This window comes from Burkholderia sp. Ac-20345 (genome assembly GCF_017104825.1).
In the GTDB taxonomy this organism is placed as follows: Bacteria; Pseudomonadota; Gammaproteobacteria; order Burkholderiales; family Burkholderiaceae; genus Burkholderia; species Burkholderia lata_B.
Genome location: NZ_JAAGPO010000120.1, coordinates 1 through 15495, shown reverse-complemented (window position 1 = coordinate 15495; position 15495 = coordinate 1). Strand labels below are relative to the sequence as shown.

Genomic DNA, 15495 nt, shown 5'->3' with positions numbered 1-15495 from the left:
ACGCCCGCCGCATGAATCCCGTTTCGTTCGTCTGCATCATCACCGGCGTGATGCTCAACGCCTGTGCGCAACTTCTGCTGAAAGCCGGCGTCAACGCCGTTGGACACTTCGAATTCAGCCGTGCGAACATCATCCCGGTCGGCCTGAAGATCGCGACCCAATTGCCGATCATCGGCGGCCTTGGCTGCTACGTACTGAGCGTCGTGGTCTGGATCGTCGGGCTGTCGCGGGTCGACGTGTCGATCGCGTACCCGATGCTGTCGCTCGGCTACGTCGTCAACGCGTTCGCGGCCTGGTACCTGTTCGGCGAAGTGCTGTCGGTCCAGCGGCTCGTCGGCATCGGCATCATCCTGATCGGCGTGCTGGTGCTCGCGCGAAGCTGAGCACGCCCCGCCGCGTTAAGCGTCCGCCTACAAAAAATCACGGTGCGATTCCGCCAACCGGTGTTTAATGCCGGTTTCGGCCGGGATCGCCCGACCCTTTTATTACACGCCATTACAGGCCAAAGCGTACATGAGCCAGACTACCGCTCCGTTTCTGCCGTTCACCCGCCCCGAGATCGATGAGGAAACCATCCAGGGCGTCGTCGACGTGCTGCGCTCGGGCTGGATCACCACCGGCCCGCAGAGCCAGAAATTCGAAGCGGCGCTGTCCGAGTACTGCGGCGGCCGTCCGGTCCGCGCGTTCAACTCGGGCACCTGCACGCTCGAGATCGGCCTGCGCATCGCGGGCGTCGGTGCCGGTGACGAGGTGATCACGACGCCGGCGTCGTGGGTCTCGACCAGCAACGTGATCCTCGAGACCGGCGCGACGCCCGTGTTCGCCGACATCGATCCCGTCACGCGCAACATCGACCTCGACAAGCTCGAGCAGGCGATCACGCCGCGCACGAAGGCGATCATCCCCGTATTCCTGTCCGGCCTGCCGGTCGACATGGACCGCCTGTACGCGATCGCGCGCGCACACAAGCTGCGCGTGATCGAGGATGCGGCGCAGGCATTCGGCTCGACGTGGAACGGCAAGCGCATCGGCGCGATCGGCGACATCGTGTCGTTCAGCTTCCACGCGAACAAGAACCTGACGACGATCGAAGGCGGCGCACTCGTGCTGAACAACGAGGAAGAAGCGACGCTCGCGCAGAAGTACCGGCTGCAGGGCATCACGCGCACGGGCTTCGACGGGATGGACTGCGACGTGCTCGGCGGCAAGTACAACCTGACCGACGTCGCCGCGCGTGTCGGCCTCGGCCAGCTGCCGCACCTCGAACGCTTCACCGCGCAGCGCCGCGCGCTTGCGCGCGCCTACTTCGCCGCGTTCGACGGCAGCGCAGCCGTGAAGCTCGGCGTCGGCCTGCCGATCGCCGAATTCGAGAACGGCAACTGGCACATGTTCCTGATCACGCTGCCGCTCGAGCGGCTGACGATCTCGCGCGCCGAGTTCATGGCGCAGATGAAGGAACGCGGCATCGGCACGGGCATCCACTACCCGGCGATCCATCTTTTCACGCTGTACCGTGCGCGCGGCTTCAAGGAGGGCATGTTCCCCCACGCCGAACGGTACGGCGCGTCGACCGTCACGCTGCCGCTCTTCACGCAGATGACGGAAGGCGACGTGCGTCGCGTGGTCGACGCCATCAACCAGATTTGCGAACAATACGGAAAATAAGCGTACATGAGTCACCTTGAAGCACGCGCCGGGCATCCGGTCGCCGGGCAGCCGGAAGTATCGATCATCATCCCCGTGTACAACGAGGAAGACGGCCTCGCCGCGCTGTTCGCGCGGCTGTATCCGGCGCTCGACGCACTCGACACGTCATACGAAGTGATCCTGATCAACGACGGCAGCCGCGACCGCTCGGCCGCGATGCTCGCCGATCAGTTCCACGTACGCCCCGACACGACGCGCATCGTGCTGCTCAACGGCAACTACGGCCAGCACATGGCGATCCTCGCCGGCTTCGCGCAATCGCGCGGCGAGATCGTCATCACGCTCGACGCCGACCTGCAGAACCCGCCCGAGGAAATCGGCAAGCTGATCGCGAAGATGCGCGAGGGCTACGACTACGTCGGCTCGATCCGCAAGCAGCGCCAGGACAGCCTGTGGCGGCGCAAGGCGTCGCAGATGATGAACCGCCTGCGCGAGCGCATCACGCGCATCAAGATGACCGACCAGGGCTGCATGCTGCGCGCGTACAGCCGCCGCATCATCGACACGATCAACGTGTGCGGCGAAGTCAACACGTTCATCCCCGCACTCGCGTATACGTTCGCGCAGAAGCCGACCGAGATCGAGGTCGCGCACGAGGAGCGCTTCGCCGGCGAGTCGAAATACTCGCTGTACAGCCTGATCCGGCTGAACTTCGACCTCGTGACGGGCTTCTCGGTCGTGCCGCTGCAGTGGCTGTCGTTCATCGGCGTGATCCTGTCGCTCGGCTCCGCCGCGCTGTTCGTGCTGCTGCTCGTGCGACGCTTCATCGTCGGCGCGGAAGTGCAAGGCGTGTTCACGCTGTTCGCCATCACGTTCTTCCTGCTCGGCGTGATCATCTTCGCGCTCGGCCTGCTCGGCGAATACGTCGGCCGCATCTACCAGCAGGTGCGTGCACGGCCGCGCTACCTGATCCAGGCCGTGCTCGAGCAGCACGACGGCGTGCCGGCGGTGCCGGCCGGCGCGAACCGCTCGGGAGCCGCGCAATGAAACCGCGCGCAGTCGTCTTCGCGTATCACAACGTCGGCGTGCGGTGCCTGCAGGTGCTGCTCGCACGCGGCGTCGACGTCGCGCTCGTCGTCACGCACGAGGACAACCCGAACGAGAACATCTGGTTCGGCAGCGTCGCATCCGTCGCGGCCGAGCACGGCATTCCGGTGCTCACGCCGGCCGATCCCGCCGATCCCGCCGATCCGGCGCTGCGCCGCGCGGTATCCGACGCGCAGCCGGACTTCATCTTCTCGTTCTACTACCGTCACATGCTGCCGGTGGACCTGCTCGCGATCGCGCCGAAGGGCGCGTACAACATGCACGGTTCGCTGCTGCCGAAATACCGGGGTCGGGTACCGACCAACTGGGCGGTACTGAACGGCGAAACCGAAACCGGCGCGACGCTGCACGAGATGGCCGCGAAGCCCGACGCGGGCGCGATCATCGGCCAGACCGCGGTGCCGATCCTGCCGGACGACACCGCCACGCAGGTGTTCGACAAGGTCACGGTGGCCGCCGAGCAGACGCTCTGGCGGGTGCTGCCCGCGCTGCTCGCGGGCGAGGCGCCGCACCTGCCGAACGACCTCGCGACCGGCAGCTACTACGGCGGGCGCAAGCCCGAGGACGGCCGCGTCGACTGGTCGAGGCCGGCCGCGCAGGTCTACAACCTGGTGCGCGCGGTCGCGCCCCCGTATCCGGGCGCGTTCACGGACGTCGACGGCACGCGTTTCGTGATCGCGCGCGCGCGCCTCGCCGCGCCCGGCAGCGCGGCAGCGGCCGCCGCGGCAGATTTGCCGCCCGGCCTGCACGTAAGCGATAATGCGCTATTCGGCGTCTGCGGCGACAGCCGCGCCCTATCCATTCTCGAGCTGTGGCAGCAGCGGGACGGCAGCGAAACCGTCGTGACGCCCGCGGAATTCGCGCAGTTCATTCATTCTTCCCGTCATTCATGAAAGCAAAAAAAGTCCTGATCCTGGGTGTGAACGGCTTCATCGGCCATCACCTGTCGAAGCGCATTCTTGAAACCACCGATTGGGAAGTGTTCGGCATGGACATGCAGACCGATCGGCTTGGCGACCTCGTCAACCACGAACGGATGCATTTCTTCGAAGGCGACATCACGATCAACAAGGAGTGGGTCGAGTATCACGTGAAGAAGTGCGACGTGATCCTGCCGCTCGTCGCGATCGCGACGCCCGCCACCTACGTCCAGCAGCCGCTGCGCGTGTTCGAACTCGACTTCGAGGCGAACCTGCCGATCGTGCGTTCGGCCGTCAAGTACGGCAAGCACCTCGTGTTCCCGTCGACCTCCGAGGTCTACGGCATGTGCTCGGACGAGCAGTTCGACCCGGATGCATCGGCCCTCACCTACGGCCCGATCAACAAGCCGCGCTGGATCTACGCGTGCTCGAAGCAGCTGATGGACCGCGTGATCTGGGGCTACGGGATGGAAGGCCTGAACTTCACGCTGTTCCGCCCGTTCAACTGGATCGGCCCGGGCCTCGACTCGATCTACACGCCGAAGGAAGGCAGCTCGCGCGTGGTCACGCAGTTCCTCGGCCACATCGTGCGCGGCGAGAACATCAGCCTCGTCGACGGCGGCTCGCAGAAGCGTGCGTTCACCGACATCGGCGACGGCATCAGCGCGCTGATGAAGATCATCGAGAACAAGGACGGCGTCGCGTCGGGCAAGATCTACAACATCGGGAATCCGAAGAACAACTTCTCGGTTCGCGAACTCGCGCACAAGATGCTCGAACTCGCGGCGGAATTCCCCGAGTACGCCGATTCGGCCAAGCAGGTGAAGCTCGTCGAAACGACGTCCGGCGCCTACTACGGCAACGGCTACCAGGACGTGCAGAACCGCGTGCCGAAGATCGACAACACGATGCAGGAGCTCGGCTGGGCGCCGCAAGCGACGTTCGACGAAGCGCTGCGCAACATCTTCGAAGCGTATCGCGGCCACGTCGCCGACGCGCGCGCGCTCGTCGAACAGCAAGGCTGATCGGGACGTTCGCTTGGCTCGCATCGTCCTCAAGATCGACGTCGACACGCTGCGCGGCACGCGCGAAGGCGTGCCGAACCTCGCGCGCATCTTCGACCGCTTCAGTGCGCGCGCGACTTTCCTCTTCAGCCTCGGGCCCGATCACACGGGCTGGGCGCTGCGGCGCGTGTTCCGCCCCGGCTTCCTGAAGAAAGTGTCGCGCACGTCGGTGGTCGAGCACTACGGCGTGAAGCAGCTGATGTACGGCGTGCTGCTGCCGGGCCCCGACATCGGCCGCCGCGCGATCGCCGACATGCGCGCGATTCACGAGGCCGGCTTCGAATGCGGGATCCACACGTGGGATCACGTTTACTGGCAGGACAACGTCCGCGTGCGCAATCGCGACTGGACCGCGCGTGAAATGCAGAAGAGTCACGCGCGCTTCATCGAGATCTTCGGCGCGCCGCCCGTCACGCACGGCGCGGCCGGCTGGCAGATGAACGACTCCGCATTCGAGCAGATCGACGCATGGGGGATGCGCTACGCATCCGACGGCCGCGGCCATTCGCCGTACCTGCCCGTCGTCAACGGCCGCACGCTGTCGCACGTGCAGATGCCCACCACGTTGCCGACGCTCGACGAAGTGCTCGGCATCGACGGCGTCGACACGCACAACGTCGCCGCGCATATCCTCAAGTTCACCGAAACCAATCCGCACGACCAGGTGTTCACGCTGCATGCGGAACTGGAAGGCCAGAAGCTTGCGCCCGTGTTCGAGCAACTGCTCGCCGGCTGGCGCGCGCAAGGTCACACGTTCGCGACGATGGGTGACTACCACGCGACGCTGGACCGCGACTCGCTGCCATCGTACCCTGTCACGTGGGGCGAAATTCCCGGCCGCTCCGGCGAACTGATCGTCCAGCCCGACTGAGTTCGCGCGCGCCGGCGTCGCCCGCTCCGCCCTTGCGGCACGCTGCCGCGACGCCCCGCCGAACCGCGCCGCCGCAGCGGCGCCTTTCCATAACAACAGGAGAAACACGTGTCCGTCGAAGTTGACCGTCAAGTTCCCGATTTCACCGCACCGGCCACGGGCGGCGACATTTCGCTGTCCGACCTGAAGGGCAAGAAACTCGTGCTGTACTTCTATCCGAAGGACAACACGCCGGGCTGCACGACCGAAGGGCTGCAGTTCCGCGATCTCTATCCGAAGTTCAAGAAAGCCGGTGCGGAAGTCATCGGCGTGTCGCGCGACAGCCTGCGCTCGCATGACAATTTCAAGGCAAAGCTCGAACTGCCGTTCCCGCTGATTTCCGATGCCAACGAAGCGCTGTGCGCGCTGTTCGATGTCATCAAGATGAAGAAAATGTATGGCAAGGAAGTGCGCGGAATCGAGCGCTCGACGTTCCTGATCGACGCCGACGGCGTGCTTCGCCAGGCATGGCGCGGCATCAAGGTACCGGGGCACGTGGACGACGTGCTAAAGGCTGTACAAGCGCTTTGAGGCGCGTTATATTGGGCCGCAATGAATGCCAGTTCGCCCCATATTTCTCGTAGCTGCGCCGGTGCTCGTTGCGATGCTTGCCGGCACCTGACGCGCATTACGACGGTATCAGCCGAGCCGCATGCCTCTATCGACGAGGCAGCGGCTTTTTTTATGGATTGCGCGCCGGCCCTCGGTCCGGCCCTCACCGCGTCAAGGAGCTGATCGACACTTAGGCGAACCGGCTAGACGAACTTCCTGTGCGCCACCGCGCGCAAACTGCATGCGTCTACGTCACGCAGGATGCGATCAGCGGCGCACGTCATGCGACACGATTCCTCCCGAGGGACACCATGCCTTTGCCTACTCCCCCCAGCAAGCTCGGCAGCCTGCTGCCGCCCGACGAATACAAGGCGAAAGCGCGGCCCGCGAAAGCCGCGAAGAAATCCGCCGAAGGGGACGCATCCACAGCCGGTGACTTTGGTCCGGCGAGCGTGGCCCAACCGATGACCGAAGCCGCGAACACGGCCGCGCCGCTGCGCGCCGTCGCGTCTTCGACGCAAGATGCCGCAAGCCCACCCGCACGCGGCCGCAAGACGAAACAGACGGCTGCACTGCTGCAACCGCTGCCGGCGGCCGCCGAACCCGCGGCACCGGTCGTCGCGCGCAACGACAAACCGGCTGCCGACAAACCGGCCGCCGCACCCGCGCGCGATACCGGCGCCGCGACGAAGTCGCGCAGCCGCAAGCCCGCCGAAGCCGAACTGCAGAAACTGTTCGTGCTCGACACCAACGTGCTGATGCACGATCCGAGCAGCCTCTTCCGCTTCGAGGAACACGACGTCTATCTGCCGATGATGACGCTCGAGGAACTCGACAACCACAAGAAGGGGATGTCCGAAGTCGCGCGCAACGCACGCCAGGTCAGCCGCACGCTCGACGCGCTCGTCGCCGATGCCGGCGCGATCACGGCCGGCATCCCGCTGTCGCGCCTCGGCAGCCGCGAAGCGCTCGGCCGCCTGTACTTCCAGACGAAGCTCGCGGACATCGCGCCCGTCGAAGGCCTGCCCGAAGGCAAGGCCGACAACCAGATCCTCGGCGTCGTGCGCGCGCTGCAGCGCGATCGGCCCGACCGTCAGGTCGTGTTGGTGTCGAAAGACATCAACATGCGGATCAAGGCGCATGCGCTCGGCCTGCCCGCGGAAGACTACTTCAACGACCAGGTGCTCGAGGACAAGGATCTCCTGTACAACGGCGTGCGCGAACTGCCGCAGGATTTCTGGACCAAGCATGCGAAGGGCATGGAGAGCTGGCAGGACACGAAGACGGGCACCACGTACTACCGCGTGACCGGCCCGCTCGTCGCGTCGATGCTCGTCAACGAGTTCGTCTATCTCGAGCCGCAGAACGGCGAGCCGACGTTCCATGCGATCGTCCGCGAACTGAACGGCAAGACGGCGCTGCTGCAGACGCTGCGCGACTACAGCCACCACAAGAACAACGTGTGGGGCATCACCGCGCGCAACCGCGAGCAGAACTTCGCGCTGAACCTGCTGATGAACCCCGAGATCGACTTCGTCACGCTGCTCGGCCAGGCCGGTACCGGCAAGACGCTCGTCGCGCTCGCGGCCGGCCTCGCGCAGGTGCTCGACGACAAGCGCTACAACGAGATCATCGTGACGCGCGCGACCGTGCCCGTCGGCGAGGACATCGGTTTCCTGCCCGGTACCGAGGAAGAGAAGATGCAGCCGTGGATGGGCGCATTCGACGACAACCTCGAAGTGCTGCAGAAGACCGACGACGCTGCCGGCGAATGGGGGCGTGCCGCGACGCAGGAACTGATCCGTTCGCGCCTGAAGGTGAAGAGCATGAACTTCATGCGCGGCCGTACGTTCGTCGACAAGTACCTGATCATCGACGAGGCGCAGAACCTGACGCCGAAGCAGATGAAGACGCTCGTCACGCGCGCGGGCCCGGGCACGAAGATCGTGTGCCTCGGCAACATCGCGCAGATCGACACGCCTTACCTGACCGAAGGCAGCTCGGGTCTCACGTACGTCGTCGACCGCTTCAAGGGCTGGGGCCACAGCGGCCACGTGACGCTCGCGCGCGGCGAACGCTCGCGGCTCGCCGATTACGCGTCGGACATCCTGTAACGCGACAGGCCGGCCCGTCGGCCGGCTGTCGACACATCGCGGCGCTCCGTTTCCGGAGCGCCGTTTTTATTTGGGGTCGAAAACGCAAGTAACACATCGTCACGCAACAACCCGGTTTACGCGCGAAACTTCAAGTAAATTCTCAAGAATGGTTGCTTAAGCCCCGCCGGAGCGTCTACCATCGGGTCTGTCTGTTGTTATACGATTCGCGAGCGCGCGCGCTCGCCCGCCTTGCCATGCTTCGAATCTGGGTTCCCGTTGCTGTCGTTTCATTGCTTGCGGCCTGCTCCAGCGTGCCGCCGCAGTCGGCATCGCGCCCCGCCTCGGGCATGAAGATCACCACGCCGCGCGCATTCCCCGCCCCCGCCAATTTCCCGAAGTTTGTCGATCACAGCGTCGGCCAGGAAGAAATCTCGATCCAGGCGATGAGCCTCGTCGGCGTCCCGTATCGCTGGGGCGGCAACACGCCGACGAGCGGCTTCGACTGCAGCGGGCTCGTGCGCTACGTGATCGGCCGTGCGGCCGACGTGAACCTGCCGCGCACGACCGCCGACATGAGCGGCCGCGGCGTGTCGGTCGATCCCGACCAGATCGCGCCGGGCGACCTGATCTTCTTCAATACGACCGGACGGCCGCATTCGCACGTCGGCATCTATGTCGGCAAGCTGCGCTTCGTCAACGCACCGTCGACGGGCGGCACCGTGCGGCTCGACTACCTGACGAACCCGTACTGGGCCAAGCGTTTCGACGGCATTCGCCGCGTCGCGCCGCCGCGCGGGGCGCCTACGCCGTTCGATGCACCGACCTACGAAGCCAAGCGGGACGAGCCGCGCGGCGCGCCGGTCGTTGCCCCCGCCCCGGTGGTCGTGGCAGCCTCCGCGCCGCGGCAGCCGGCCTATGCGTCGCCGCAAGCTGCCGCGACGCAGGCACCTGCACCGGTCATGCCGGCTCCGCAGGTCGTATCGACGGCAGCAGCTGCCCCCGCAGCCGCGTCGGCCGACCCGTATGAGCCACCGCCGCGCATGCAGGCGGCCCAGCAACAGGCAACGTCAGTGGATGACGGCGTGACCTCGATGACGGCCAATGCAACGCCGGCCGCCCAGGCAGAAGTCGGCACGCGGATTCCGACGACGGCACTGACGGCCGCCCAGGCCGCCGCGTTCGATGCCGAACCGCCGCCCGCCACCGCTTCTGCATCCCCGCGCAGCATCGAGCCCGCCCCCGTGCAGGTGTTGCGTGCGTCGACACAATCCGCGCCCGTCAGCCCGCGCACCAGTACGGCAGACGATCCGATCGCACGGTTTGCGAACGGAAGTTACTGACCGGTTGCTCGAACCCCGACGGTAAAGTTGGCGGTATCCGCCGCCGCCCCGCCCGCACCGTCGCAAGCTCCCCGCACCCCAAAAGAAAATGCGCCGCAGCCTTTCGGCTTGCGGCGCATTTCGTGTCTGTCGACCGTGTCGGCGATCAGAAGATCTGGTGTCCGAGCCACCATCCACCGGCCGCGAACAACGCAGCCGCGGGCAGCGTGAGCACCCATGCCCACACGATGTTGCCGGCGACACCCCAGCGCACGGCCGACAGCTTCTGCGTCGCGCCGACGCCGACGATCGCGCCGGTGATCGTGTGCGTGGTCGACACCGGAATGCCGAGGAACGACGCGAGGAACAGCGTCATCGCGCCACCGGTTTCCGCACAGAAACCACCTACCGGCTTGAGCTTCGTGATCTTCTGGCCCATCGTGCGCACGATGCGCCAGCCGCCGAACAGCGTGCCGAGGCCCATCGACAGGTAGCACGCGCCGATCACCCACGCCGGCGGCGCATCGGCGGTCGCCGACGCATAGCCCGACGCGATCAGCAGCATCCAGATGATACCGATCGTCTTCTGCGCATCGTTGCCGCCGTGACCGAGGCTGTACAGCCCGGCCGACAGCAGCTGCAGCCGGCGGAAGCGCCGGTCGACCTTGCTGGGCGCGGTGCGGAAATACAGCCACGACACGCCGAGCATGAACAGCGAGCCGAGGATGAAGCCGAGCAGCGGCGAGATGAAGATGAACGCGATGGTCTTCAGCAGCCCGTCGATGTTCAGCGAGCTCCAGCCCGACTTGGCGAGCGCTGCGCCGACCAGGCCGCCGATCAGCGCATGCGACGAGCTCGACGGGATCCCGTAGTACCACGTGATCACGTTCCAGCCGATCGCACCGACCAGCGCACCGAACACGACGTAGTGGTCGACGATCTCGGGATCGATCGTGCCTTTACCGACGGTCTGCGCGACTTTCAGGTGGAAGATGAAATACGCGATGACGTTGAACGCCGCCGCGAACACGACGGCCTGCTGGGGCTTCAGCACCCCGGTGGACACGACGGTGGCGATCGAGTTCGCCGCGTCGTGAAAGCCGTTCATGAAGTCGAATACGAGCGCGACGAGCACCAGCGTCGCGACCATCCATAGGGCGAGTTGTATCGAATGCATCGTGGTCCGCTCAGGCGTTTTCCAGCACGATGCCTTCGATGATGTTCGCGACGTCCTCGCACTTGTCGGTGATCTCTTCGAGCAGCTCGTAGATCGCCTTCAGCTTGATGAGCGTCTTCACGTCGTCTTCCTCGCGGAACAGCTTCGACATGGCCGCGCGCAGCACGCGATCGGCTTCCGACTCCCAGCGGTCGATCTCCTCGCACTGCTTGAGGATCTGTGCCGACTGCTTCATGTCGGACAGCAACCCGACCGCCTGCTGTACGTGCTGGGCCGACTGCGTGACGATGTGCGCGAGCTGGCTCGCCTCGGACGTGACGGAACGTACGTCGTACAGCGACACGGCGGTCGCGACGTCTTCCATCAGGTCGAGGATGTCGTCCATCGTCGTGATCAGCTTGTGGATCTCGTCGCGATCGAGCGGCGTGATGAAAGTCTTGTGCAGAAGATCGATCGCCTCGTGCGTGAGCTTGTCGGCGGCCTTCTCGGCGGTTTGCACGTTTTGCTTGTGAATCTCGGCATCGGCGAGATTGTCGATCAGCAGTTCGAGCTCGCGCCCGCCGGAAACGATGTGCTTCGCGTGCGCGTTGAAGAGTTCAAAGAACTTGCCCTCGGTGGGCATGAATCGACCGAACATGGGATTCCTGAGAGATTGTCAAACTACTGTCACGAAAACGGGCGACATTGTACCGTTTCCGGTCGGGCCGCGCCGCGCGCATGTGCGCACGGCGGGATTGGATACAACGTTTGGCGATTTAGGGCTTTACAACCGGCGTTACTCGCCGTAGAACGTCTGCGCCCCTGCAAAGTTGTCGAACTTCGTGTATTGCCCCAGGAACGTGAGCCGAACGGGGCCGATCGGACCGTTACGCTGCTTGCCGATGATGATTTCGGCCGTGCCCTTGTCGGGGCTGTCCGGGTTGTAGACTTCGTCACGGTAGATGAACAGGATCACGTCCGCGTCCTGTTCGATTGCGCCCGATTCACGCAAATCCGACATCACCGGACGCTTGTTCGGACGCTGTTCGAGGCCGCGGTTCAGCTGCGACAGCGCGATCACCGGCACGTCGAGTTCCTTCGCGAGACTCTTCAGCGATCGCGAGATTTCCGAAATTTCGGTTGCGCGGTTCTCACCCTGCGACGAGCCCGACATCAGCTGCAGGTAGTCGACGATGATCAGGCCGAGCTTGCCGCATTGCCGCGCAAGACGCCGCGCGCGCGAGCGCAATTCCATCGGGTTCAGGCCGCCCGTCTCGTCGATGAAGAGCTGTGCCTCGCTCATCTTCTGCACGGCGTGCGTCAGTTTCGGCCAATCCTCGTCCGTCAGGCGGCCCGTACGCATCCGGTGCTGGTCGAGCCGGCCGATCGAGCCGAGCATACGCATCACGAGCTGGGTGCCCGGCATTTCCATCGAGAACACCGCGACCGGCAGCCCGTACTCGACCGCAACGTATTCGCCGATGTTCATCGAGAACGCCGTCTTACCCATCGACGGACGCCCTGCGACGATGATCAGTTCGCCGCCGTGCATCCCCGACGTCATCCGGTCGAGGTCGACGAAGCCCGTCGGCGTGCCCGTGACGTCGCTCGGATTCGCCGTGTGGTACAGCGTATCGATGCGCTCGACGACCTGTGTGAGCAGCGGGCCGATCTCGAGGAAGCCCTGGTTGCCGCGCGCGCCATCTTCGGCGATCGAGAACACCTTCGACTCGGCCTCGTCGAGCAGCTGGCGGACTTCCTTGCCCTGCGGGTTGAACGCATCGGCCGAGATTTCGTCGGCGACCGACACGAGCCGGCGCAGTACTGCGCGGTCGCGCACGATTTCCGCATAGCGGCGGATGTTCGCCGCGCTTGGCGTGTTCTGCGCAAGGGCGTTCAGGTACGCGAGCCCGCCGACGTCATCGGCCTTGCCGGACGTGGTCAGCGCTTCGTACACGGTCACGACGTCGGCCGGGCGCGTCGACGCGATCAGGCGGCCGATGTGCTCGTAGATGATCCGGTGGTCGTAGCGGTAGAAATCGCCCTGCGACAGGAAGTCGGCAATCCGGTCCCAGGCCGCGTTGTCGAGCAACAGGCCGCCGAGCACGGATTGTTCGGCTTCGACCGAGTGCGGCGGGACTTTCAGCGATTCGATTTGAGGATCTTGCGGCGCGTTCATGGGTTGGGATTATCGCGAATAACCTACGACGACGCCAGAGAGAGCCCCGGCGATGCGGCAATAAAAAAGGCAGGCCCCGGTTGCCCGGGCGCCTGCCCTTGTCCGGACGGCGGAAGCCGCCCGGCAAGCTTGCGTACGCTTACGCGTGGTCGCCGATCACGTTGATCGTGACGTCGACGACGACGTCCGTGTGCAGCGCGACCTGAACGCTGTGCTCGCCGATCATCTTCAGCGGGCCTTCCGGCATACGAACTTGCAGCTTCTCGACTTCGAAACCTGCCTTCTTCAGCAGTTCCGCGACGTCGCCGTTCGTGACCGAGCCGAACAGACGGCCGTCAACGCCCGACTTCTGCGTGATTTCGAACGACAGGCCGTTCAGCTTCTCGCCGACTGCCTGCGATGCTGCCAGCTTTTCAGCGGCGATCTTTTCGAGCTCAGCGCGGCGAACTTCGAATTCGGCGATCGCTTCCTTCGTTGCACGGCGAGCCTTGCGGTTCGGGATCAGGAAGTTGCGAGCGTAACCGTCCTTGACCTTGACGATGTCGCCGAGGTTGCCCAGATTGGCGACTTTTTCCAACAGAATGATTTGCATTCGAATTCTCCTTATTGCGTCGCCTGATTACGCCTTGTGCTGATCGGTGTACGGCAGCAGCGCGAGGAAACGCGCACGCTTGATTGCCGTATCCAGCTGACGCTGATAGTGCGACTTCGTACCCGTCAGACGAGCCGGCGTGATCTTGCCGTTTTCGCCGATGAAGTCCTTCAGCGTATCCGTGTCCTTGTAGTCGATCTGCTCGACGCCTGCAGCCGTGAAACGGCAGAACTTCTTGCGCTTGAAGAGCGGGTTTTGTTGCTGACGACGCTTGTCGAATTTCTTACCAGTCGGGCGGGGCATGATTTCAGTCCTTTCCAATGTCCTGCAATGCTGTGATGTGAAACACCAAGGTTCTCGCGTTGCGGCTTTTCTTTGCCAGGAAGCCCGTGAACAGCGTTTCGACGCCCATTTCACGGCTTTCCAGCCTGCCGCTCGCCTCACCGGCCGCCACCGCCTCGATCGTCATTTCGACCTGACGGGGAATGCCTGCTTCGACGACTTCCGTGCGGTGATGCAATGTGGCGCTTGCGATCGGAACACCCGCCGGCGTATATCGCACCGGTGCGCGCTCGACAACGCTTGCCTTCAATTGCAACCTGTTCACGTGAGTGACGCGCTCCTTGATGGCTTAATGAATGACGAACTTAAGCCTGCGCTTCGGTCGGCTGAGCTGCAGCCGCCTTCTTGGCTTCTTCGCGCTGAACTTCCTTCATCATCGGCGACGGGCCGGTTTCGGCCTTCTTCATCTTGACGATGAGGTGACGCAGCACGGCGTCGTTGAACTTGAACGCGTGTTCGAGTTCGTCGAGCGTCGTCTGGTCGCACTCGATGTTCATGCAGACGTAGTGAGCCTTCGCGAGTTTCTCGATCATGTAGGCCAGTTGGCGACGGCCCCAGTCTTCGACGCGGTGGATCTGACCGCCGTGCGACGCGATCGTGGTCTTGTAACGCTCGATCATCGCGGGCACTTGCTCGCTTTGATCGGGGTGCACGATGAATACGATTTCGTAATGACGCATTACACACTCCTTGTGGATTAAAGCCACCCGGGCGTCTGAACCGGTGTGGCAAGTGAGAAGCCGAAGATTCTAACCCGGATACGGGGGCGCATGCAAGACCAATCGACAATTCGCGCGCGGATTCGGCCATGTTTTCAAAGACTTGAAGGGGCGAGCCCGGGCATGCCGGCCGCCCTTCGGCCCTTTTCCCGGCCAGGGTCGGAACAGAAGCGCGCGGCGGGCCTGCAGCCCGCCGCCGTGCCGTCACTCGGTGCGCGTGCCGGCGAGCCGCGCATCGAGCGCGGTCCTGAACGCCGCGAGCGCCGACGGCTCGGCGTCGGTCACGGCCCACCAGGTCATCCCGGCCGCGTTCCAGCGGTCGAGCGCATAGCCCTGCGACACCGTCGCGTAAGGCGCCCCCGGCCCTTCCCCGGCCGGCCGCACGTAGACGTCGATCACGTGCTGCCGGTAACGGTAGACGAGCACCGCAACGCGGCGCCGCCCGACGTAGTCGAGCCGGCCGCCGACCAGCGCGAAGCCGTTCGCCGCGAGATCCTCGACCGGCGGCGCATAGTCGAGGCGGCCGTTGAACCACGGCTTGACCGTGTGCCGGTCGGTCGAGATCACGTCGATGTCGCGCGCCGACAGGTCGGCCCGCACGTGGCTCGACACGAGTTCGTCGACCGTGTGGTCGGTGTCGGCGTGGCGCGCCGACAATGCCATCCCGCCCGCCGCGGCAAGCGCCACCAGCAGCGCGACGCCCCAGCCGAGGCCGGGCAGCGCGGCGACCCGCGGCCCCGTGCCGTCCGACGCCGGGCGTGCCGACCCGCCTTGATCCGTCAGCCACGAGAACCAGCGGCGGCCACGTGGACGCGGCTGAGGCCGTGATCGCGGCTCGGACTGCGGCTCCGGCCGCGCCTGCTCGCGCGCGGGCGCGGCCGCTGCTGCCGGC

The 15495-nt window shown here is 64.9% G+C and carries 17 protein-coding genes and 1 pseudogene; 9 read left to right on the top strand and 9 right to left on the bottom strand.

What is annotated here, in order from left to right; translation table 11 throughout:
• Positions 1 to 11 precede the first annotated feature (11 nt).
• The 7 genes from G3O06_RS31810 (at position 12) to G3O06_RS31780 (ending at position 6179) form a co-directional block, all read left to right on the top strand.
• The gene (locus G3O06_RS31810; RefSeq protein WP_011352303.1) at positions 12 to 383 is read left to right on the top strand and encodes an EamA family transporter; all 372 of its coding nucleotides are present in this window, start codon (positions 12 to 14) and stop codon (positions 381 to 383) included.
• A 130-nt stretch (positions 384 to 513) separates the two neighbouring features.
• Positions 514 to 1665 carry a DegT/DnrJ/EryC1/StrS aminotransferase family protein gene (locus G3O06_RS31805; protein WP_174997937.1) on the top strand — a complete coding sequence of 384 codons (1152 nt, stop codon included), beginning with the start codon at positions 514 to 516 and terminating at the stop codon, positions 1663 to 1665.
• Positions 1666 to 1671: 6 nt separating this feature from the next.
• Positions 1672 to 2694, top strand: a complete 1023-nt coding sequence (locus G3O06_RS31800) for a glycosyltransferase (protein WP_174914764.1) — start codon at positions 1672 to 1674, stop codon at positions 2692 to 2694.
• Positions 2691 to 3647 (top strand): formyltransferase, encoded by a 957-nt coding sequence (locus G3O06_RS31795; RefSeq protein WP_205818571.1) that lies wholly within the window; start codon positions 2691 to 2693, stop codon positions 3645 to 3647. Before G3O06_RS31800 ends, G3O06_RS31795 begins: the two co-directional genes overlap by 4 nt.
• Positions 3644 to 4699, top strand: coding sequence for a bifunctional UDP-4-keto-pentose/UDP-xylose synthase (locus G3O06_RS31790; protein ID WP_174914760.1), 1056 nt, complete (start codon positions 3644 to 3646; stop codon positions 4697 to 4699). Before G3O06_RS31795 ends, G3O06_RS31790 begins: the two co-directional genes overlap by 4 nt.
• Positions 4700 to 4712: 13 nt before the next feature.
• A complete protein-coding gene (locus G3O06_RS31785; RefSeq protein WP_205818570.1) occupies positions 4713 to 5609 on the top strand; it encodes a polysaccharide deacetylase family protein in 897 nt (298 codons plus the stop codon).
• Positions 5610 to 5717: 108 nt separating this feature from the next.
• Complete coding sequence (locus G3O06_RS31780; RefSeq protein ID WP_205818569.1) at positions 5718 to 6179, top strand: peroxiredoxin; 462 nt, start codon at positions 5718 to 5720, stop codon at positions 6177 to 6179.
• Positions 6180 to 6371: 192 nt separating this feature from the next.
• Here the strand turns inward: G3O06_RS31780 and G3O06_RS49290 are convergent.
• Positions 6372 to 6616: pseudogene (locus G3O06_RS49290) on the bottom strand (hypothetical protein); the annotation flags it as partial.
• Between G3O06_RS49290 and G3O06_RS31775 the strand changes: the two are divergent.
• A complete protein-coding gene (locus tag G3O06_RS31775) occupies positions 6512 to 8314 on the top strand; it encodes a PhoH family protein (protein ID WP_174914756.1) in 1803 nt (600 codons plus the stop codon). The pseudogene G3O06_RS49290 and the gene G3O06_RS31775 sit on opposite strands and share 105 nt — an antisense overlap.
• Positions 8315 to 8550: 236 nt before the next feature.
• Complete coding sequence (locus tag G3O06_RS31770) at positions 8551 to 9636, top strand: C40 family peptidase (protein ID WP_205818568.1); 1086 nt, start codon at positions 8551 to 8553, stop codon at positions 9634 to 9636.
• 145 nt (positions 9637 to 9781) lie between these two features.
• On the opposite strand, the gene G3O06_RS31765 is transcribed toward G3O06_RS31770, so the two are convergent.
• From G3O06_RS31765 to G3O06_RS31730, 8 genes are all read right to left on the bottom strand, one after another.
• Positions 9782 to 10792, bottom strand: a complete 1011-nt coding sequence (locus G3O06_RS31765) for an inorganic phosphate transporter (protein ID WP_011352311.1) — start codon at positions 10790 to 10792, stop codon at positions 9782 to 9784.
• A 10-nt stretch (positions 10793 to 10802) separates the two neighbouring features.
• Entirely contained in the window at positions 10803 to 11429 is a 627-nt protein-coding gene (locus G3O06_RS31760; protein ID WP_034188683.1) for a DUF47 domain-containing protein, read from the bottom strand.
• A 138-nt stretch (positions 11430 to 11567) separates the two neighbouring features.
• Positions 11568 to 12950 (bottom strand): replicative DNA helicase, encoded by a 1383-nt coding sequence (locus G3O06_RS31755; protein WP_011352313.1) that lies wholly within the window; start codon positions 12948 to 12950, stop codon positions 11568 to 11570.
• A 139-nt stretch (positions 12951 to 13089) separates the two neighbouring features.
• Complete coding sequence (rplI, locus tag G3O06_RS31750) at positions 13090 to 13542, bottom strand: 50S ribosomal protein L9 (protein WP_174967463.1); 453 nt, start codon at positions 13540 to 13542, stop codon at positions 13090 to 13092.
• A gap of 27 nt (positions 13543 to 13569) precedes the next feature.
• Positions 13570 to 13845 (bottom strand): 30S ribosomal protein S18, encoded by a 276-nt coding sequence (gene rpsR, locus G3O06_RS31745; RefSeq protein WP_174388124.1) that lies wholly within the window; start codon positions 13843 to 13845, stop codon positions 13570 to 13572.
• A 4-nt stretch (positions 13846 to 13849) separates the two neighbouring features.
• Complete coding sequence (gene priB, locus G3O06_RS31740) at positions 13850 to 14149, bottom strand: primosomal replication protein N (protein WP_014896852.1); 300 nt, start codon at positions 14147 to 14149, stop codon at positions 13850 to 13852.
• Positions 14150 to 14189: 40 nt separating this feature from the next.
• On the bottom strand, positions 14190 to 14564 hold the full coding sequence (gene rpsF / locus G3O06_RS31735) for a 30S ribosomal protein S6 (protein ID WP_174914751.1): 375 nt from the start codon (positions 14562 to 14564) through the stop codon (positions 14190 to 14192).
• Positions 14565 to 14807: 243 nt separating this feature from the next.
• Positions 14808 to 15495: anti-sigma factor (locus G3O06_RS31730; RefSeq protein ID WP_205818566.1), on the bottom strand; the 688-nt coding region annotated here is incomplete at its 5' end.

Coding starts and splice junctions, on each gene's coding strand:
- G3O06_RS31810 (WP_011352303.1), top strand. CDS start 12: ATGAATCCCGTTTCGTTCGTCTGCATCATCACCGGCGTGATGCTCAAC.
- G3O06_RS31805 (WP_174997937.1), top strand. CDS start 514: ATGAGCCAGACTACCGCTCCGTTTCTGCCGTTCACCCGCCCCGAGATC.
- G3O06_RS31760 (WP_034188683.1), bottom strand. CDS start 11,429: ATGTTCGGTCGATTCATGCCCACCGAGGGCAAGTTCTTTGAACTCTTC.
- G3O06_RS31755 (WP_011352313.1), bottom strand. CDS start 12,950: ATGAACGCGCCGCAAGATCCTCAAATCGAATCGCTGAAAGTCCCGCCG.
- G3O06_RS31800 (WP_174914764.1), top strand. CDS start 1,672: ATGAGTCACCTTGAAGCACGCGCCGGGCATCCGGTCGCCGGGCAGCCG.
- rpsF (WP_174914751.1), bottom strand. CDS start 14,564: ATGCGTCATTACGAAATCGTATTCATCGTGCACCCCGATCAAAGCGAG.
- G3O06_RS31795 (WP_205818571.1), top strand. CDS start 2,691: ATGAAACCGCGCGCAGTCGTCTTCGCGTATCACAACGTCGGCGTGCGG.
- G3O06_RS31770 (WP_205818568.1), top strand. CDS start 8,551: ATGCTTCGAATCTGGGTTCCCGTTGCTGTCGTTTCATTGCTTGCGGCC.
- G3O06_RS31790 (WP_174914760.1), top strand. CDS start 3,644: ATGAAAGCAAAAAAAGTCCTGATCCTGGGTGTGAACGGCTTCATCGGC.
- rpsR (WP_174388124.1), bottom strand. CDS start 13,845: ATGCCCCGCCCGACTGGTAAGAAATTCGACAAGCGTCGTCAGCAACAA.
- G3O06_RS31775 (WP_174914756.1), top strand. CDS start 6,512: ATGCCTTTGCCTACTCCCCCCAGCAAGCTCGGCAGCCTGCTGCCGCCC.
- G3O06_RS31765 (WP_011352311.1), bottom strand. CDS start 10,792: ATGCATTCGATACAACTCGCCCTATGGATGGTCGCGACGCTGGTGCTC.
- rplI (WP_174967463.1), bottom strand. CDS start 13,542: ATGCAAATCATTCTGTTGGAAAAAGTCGCCAATCTGGGCAACCTCGGC.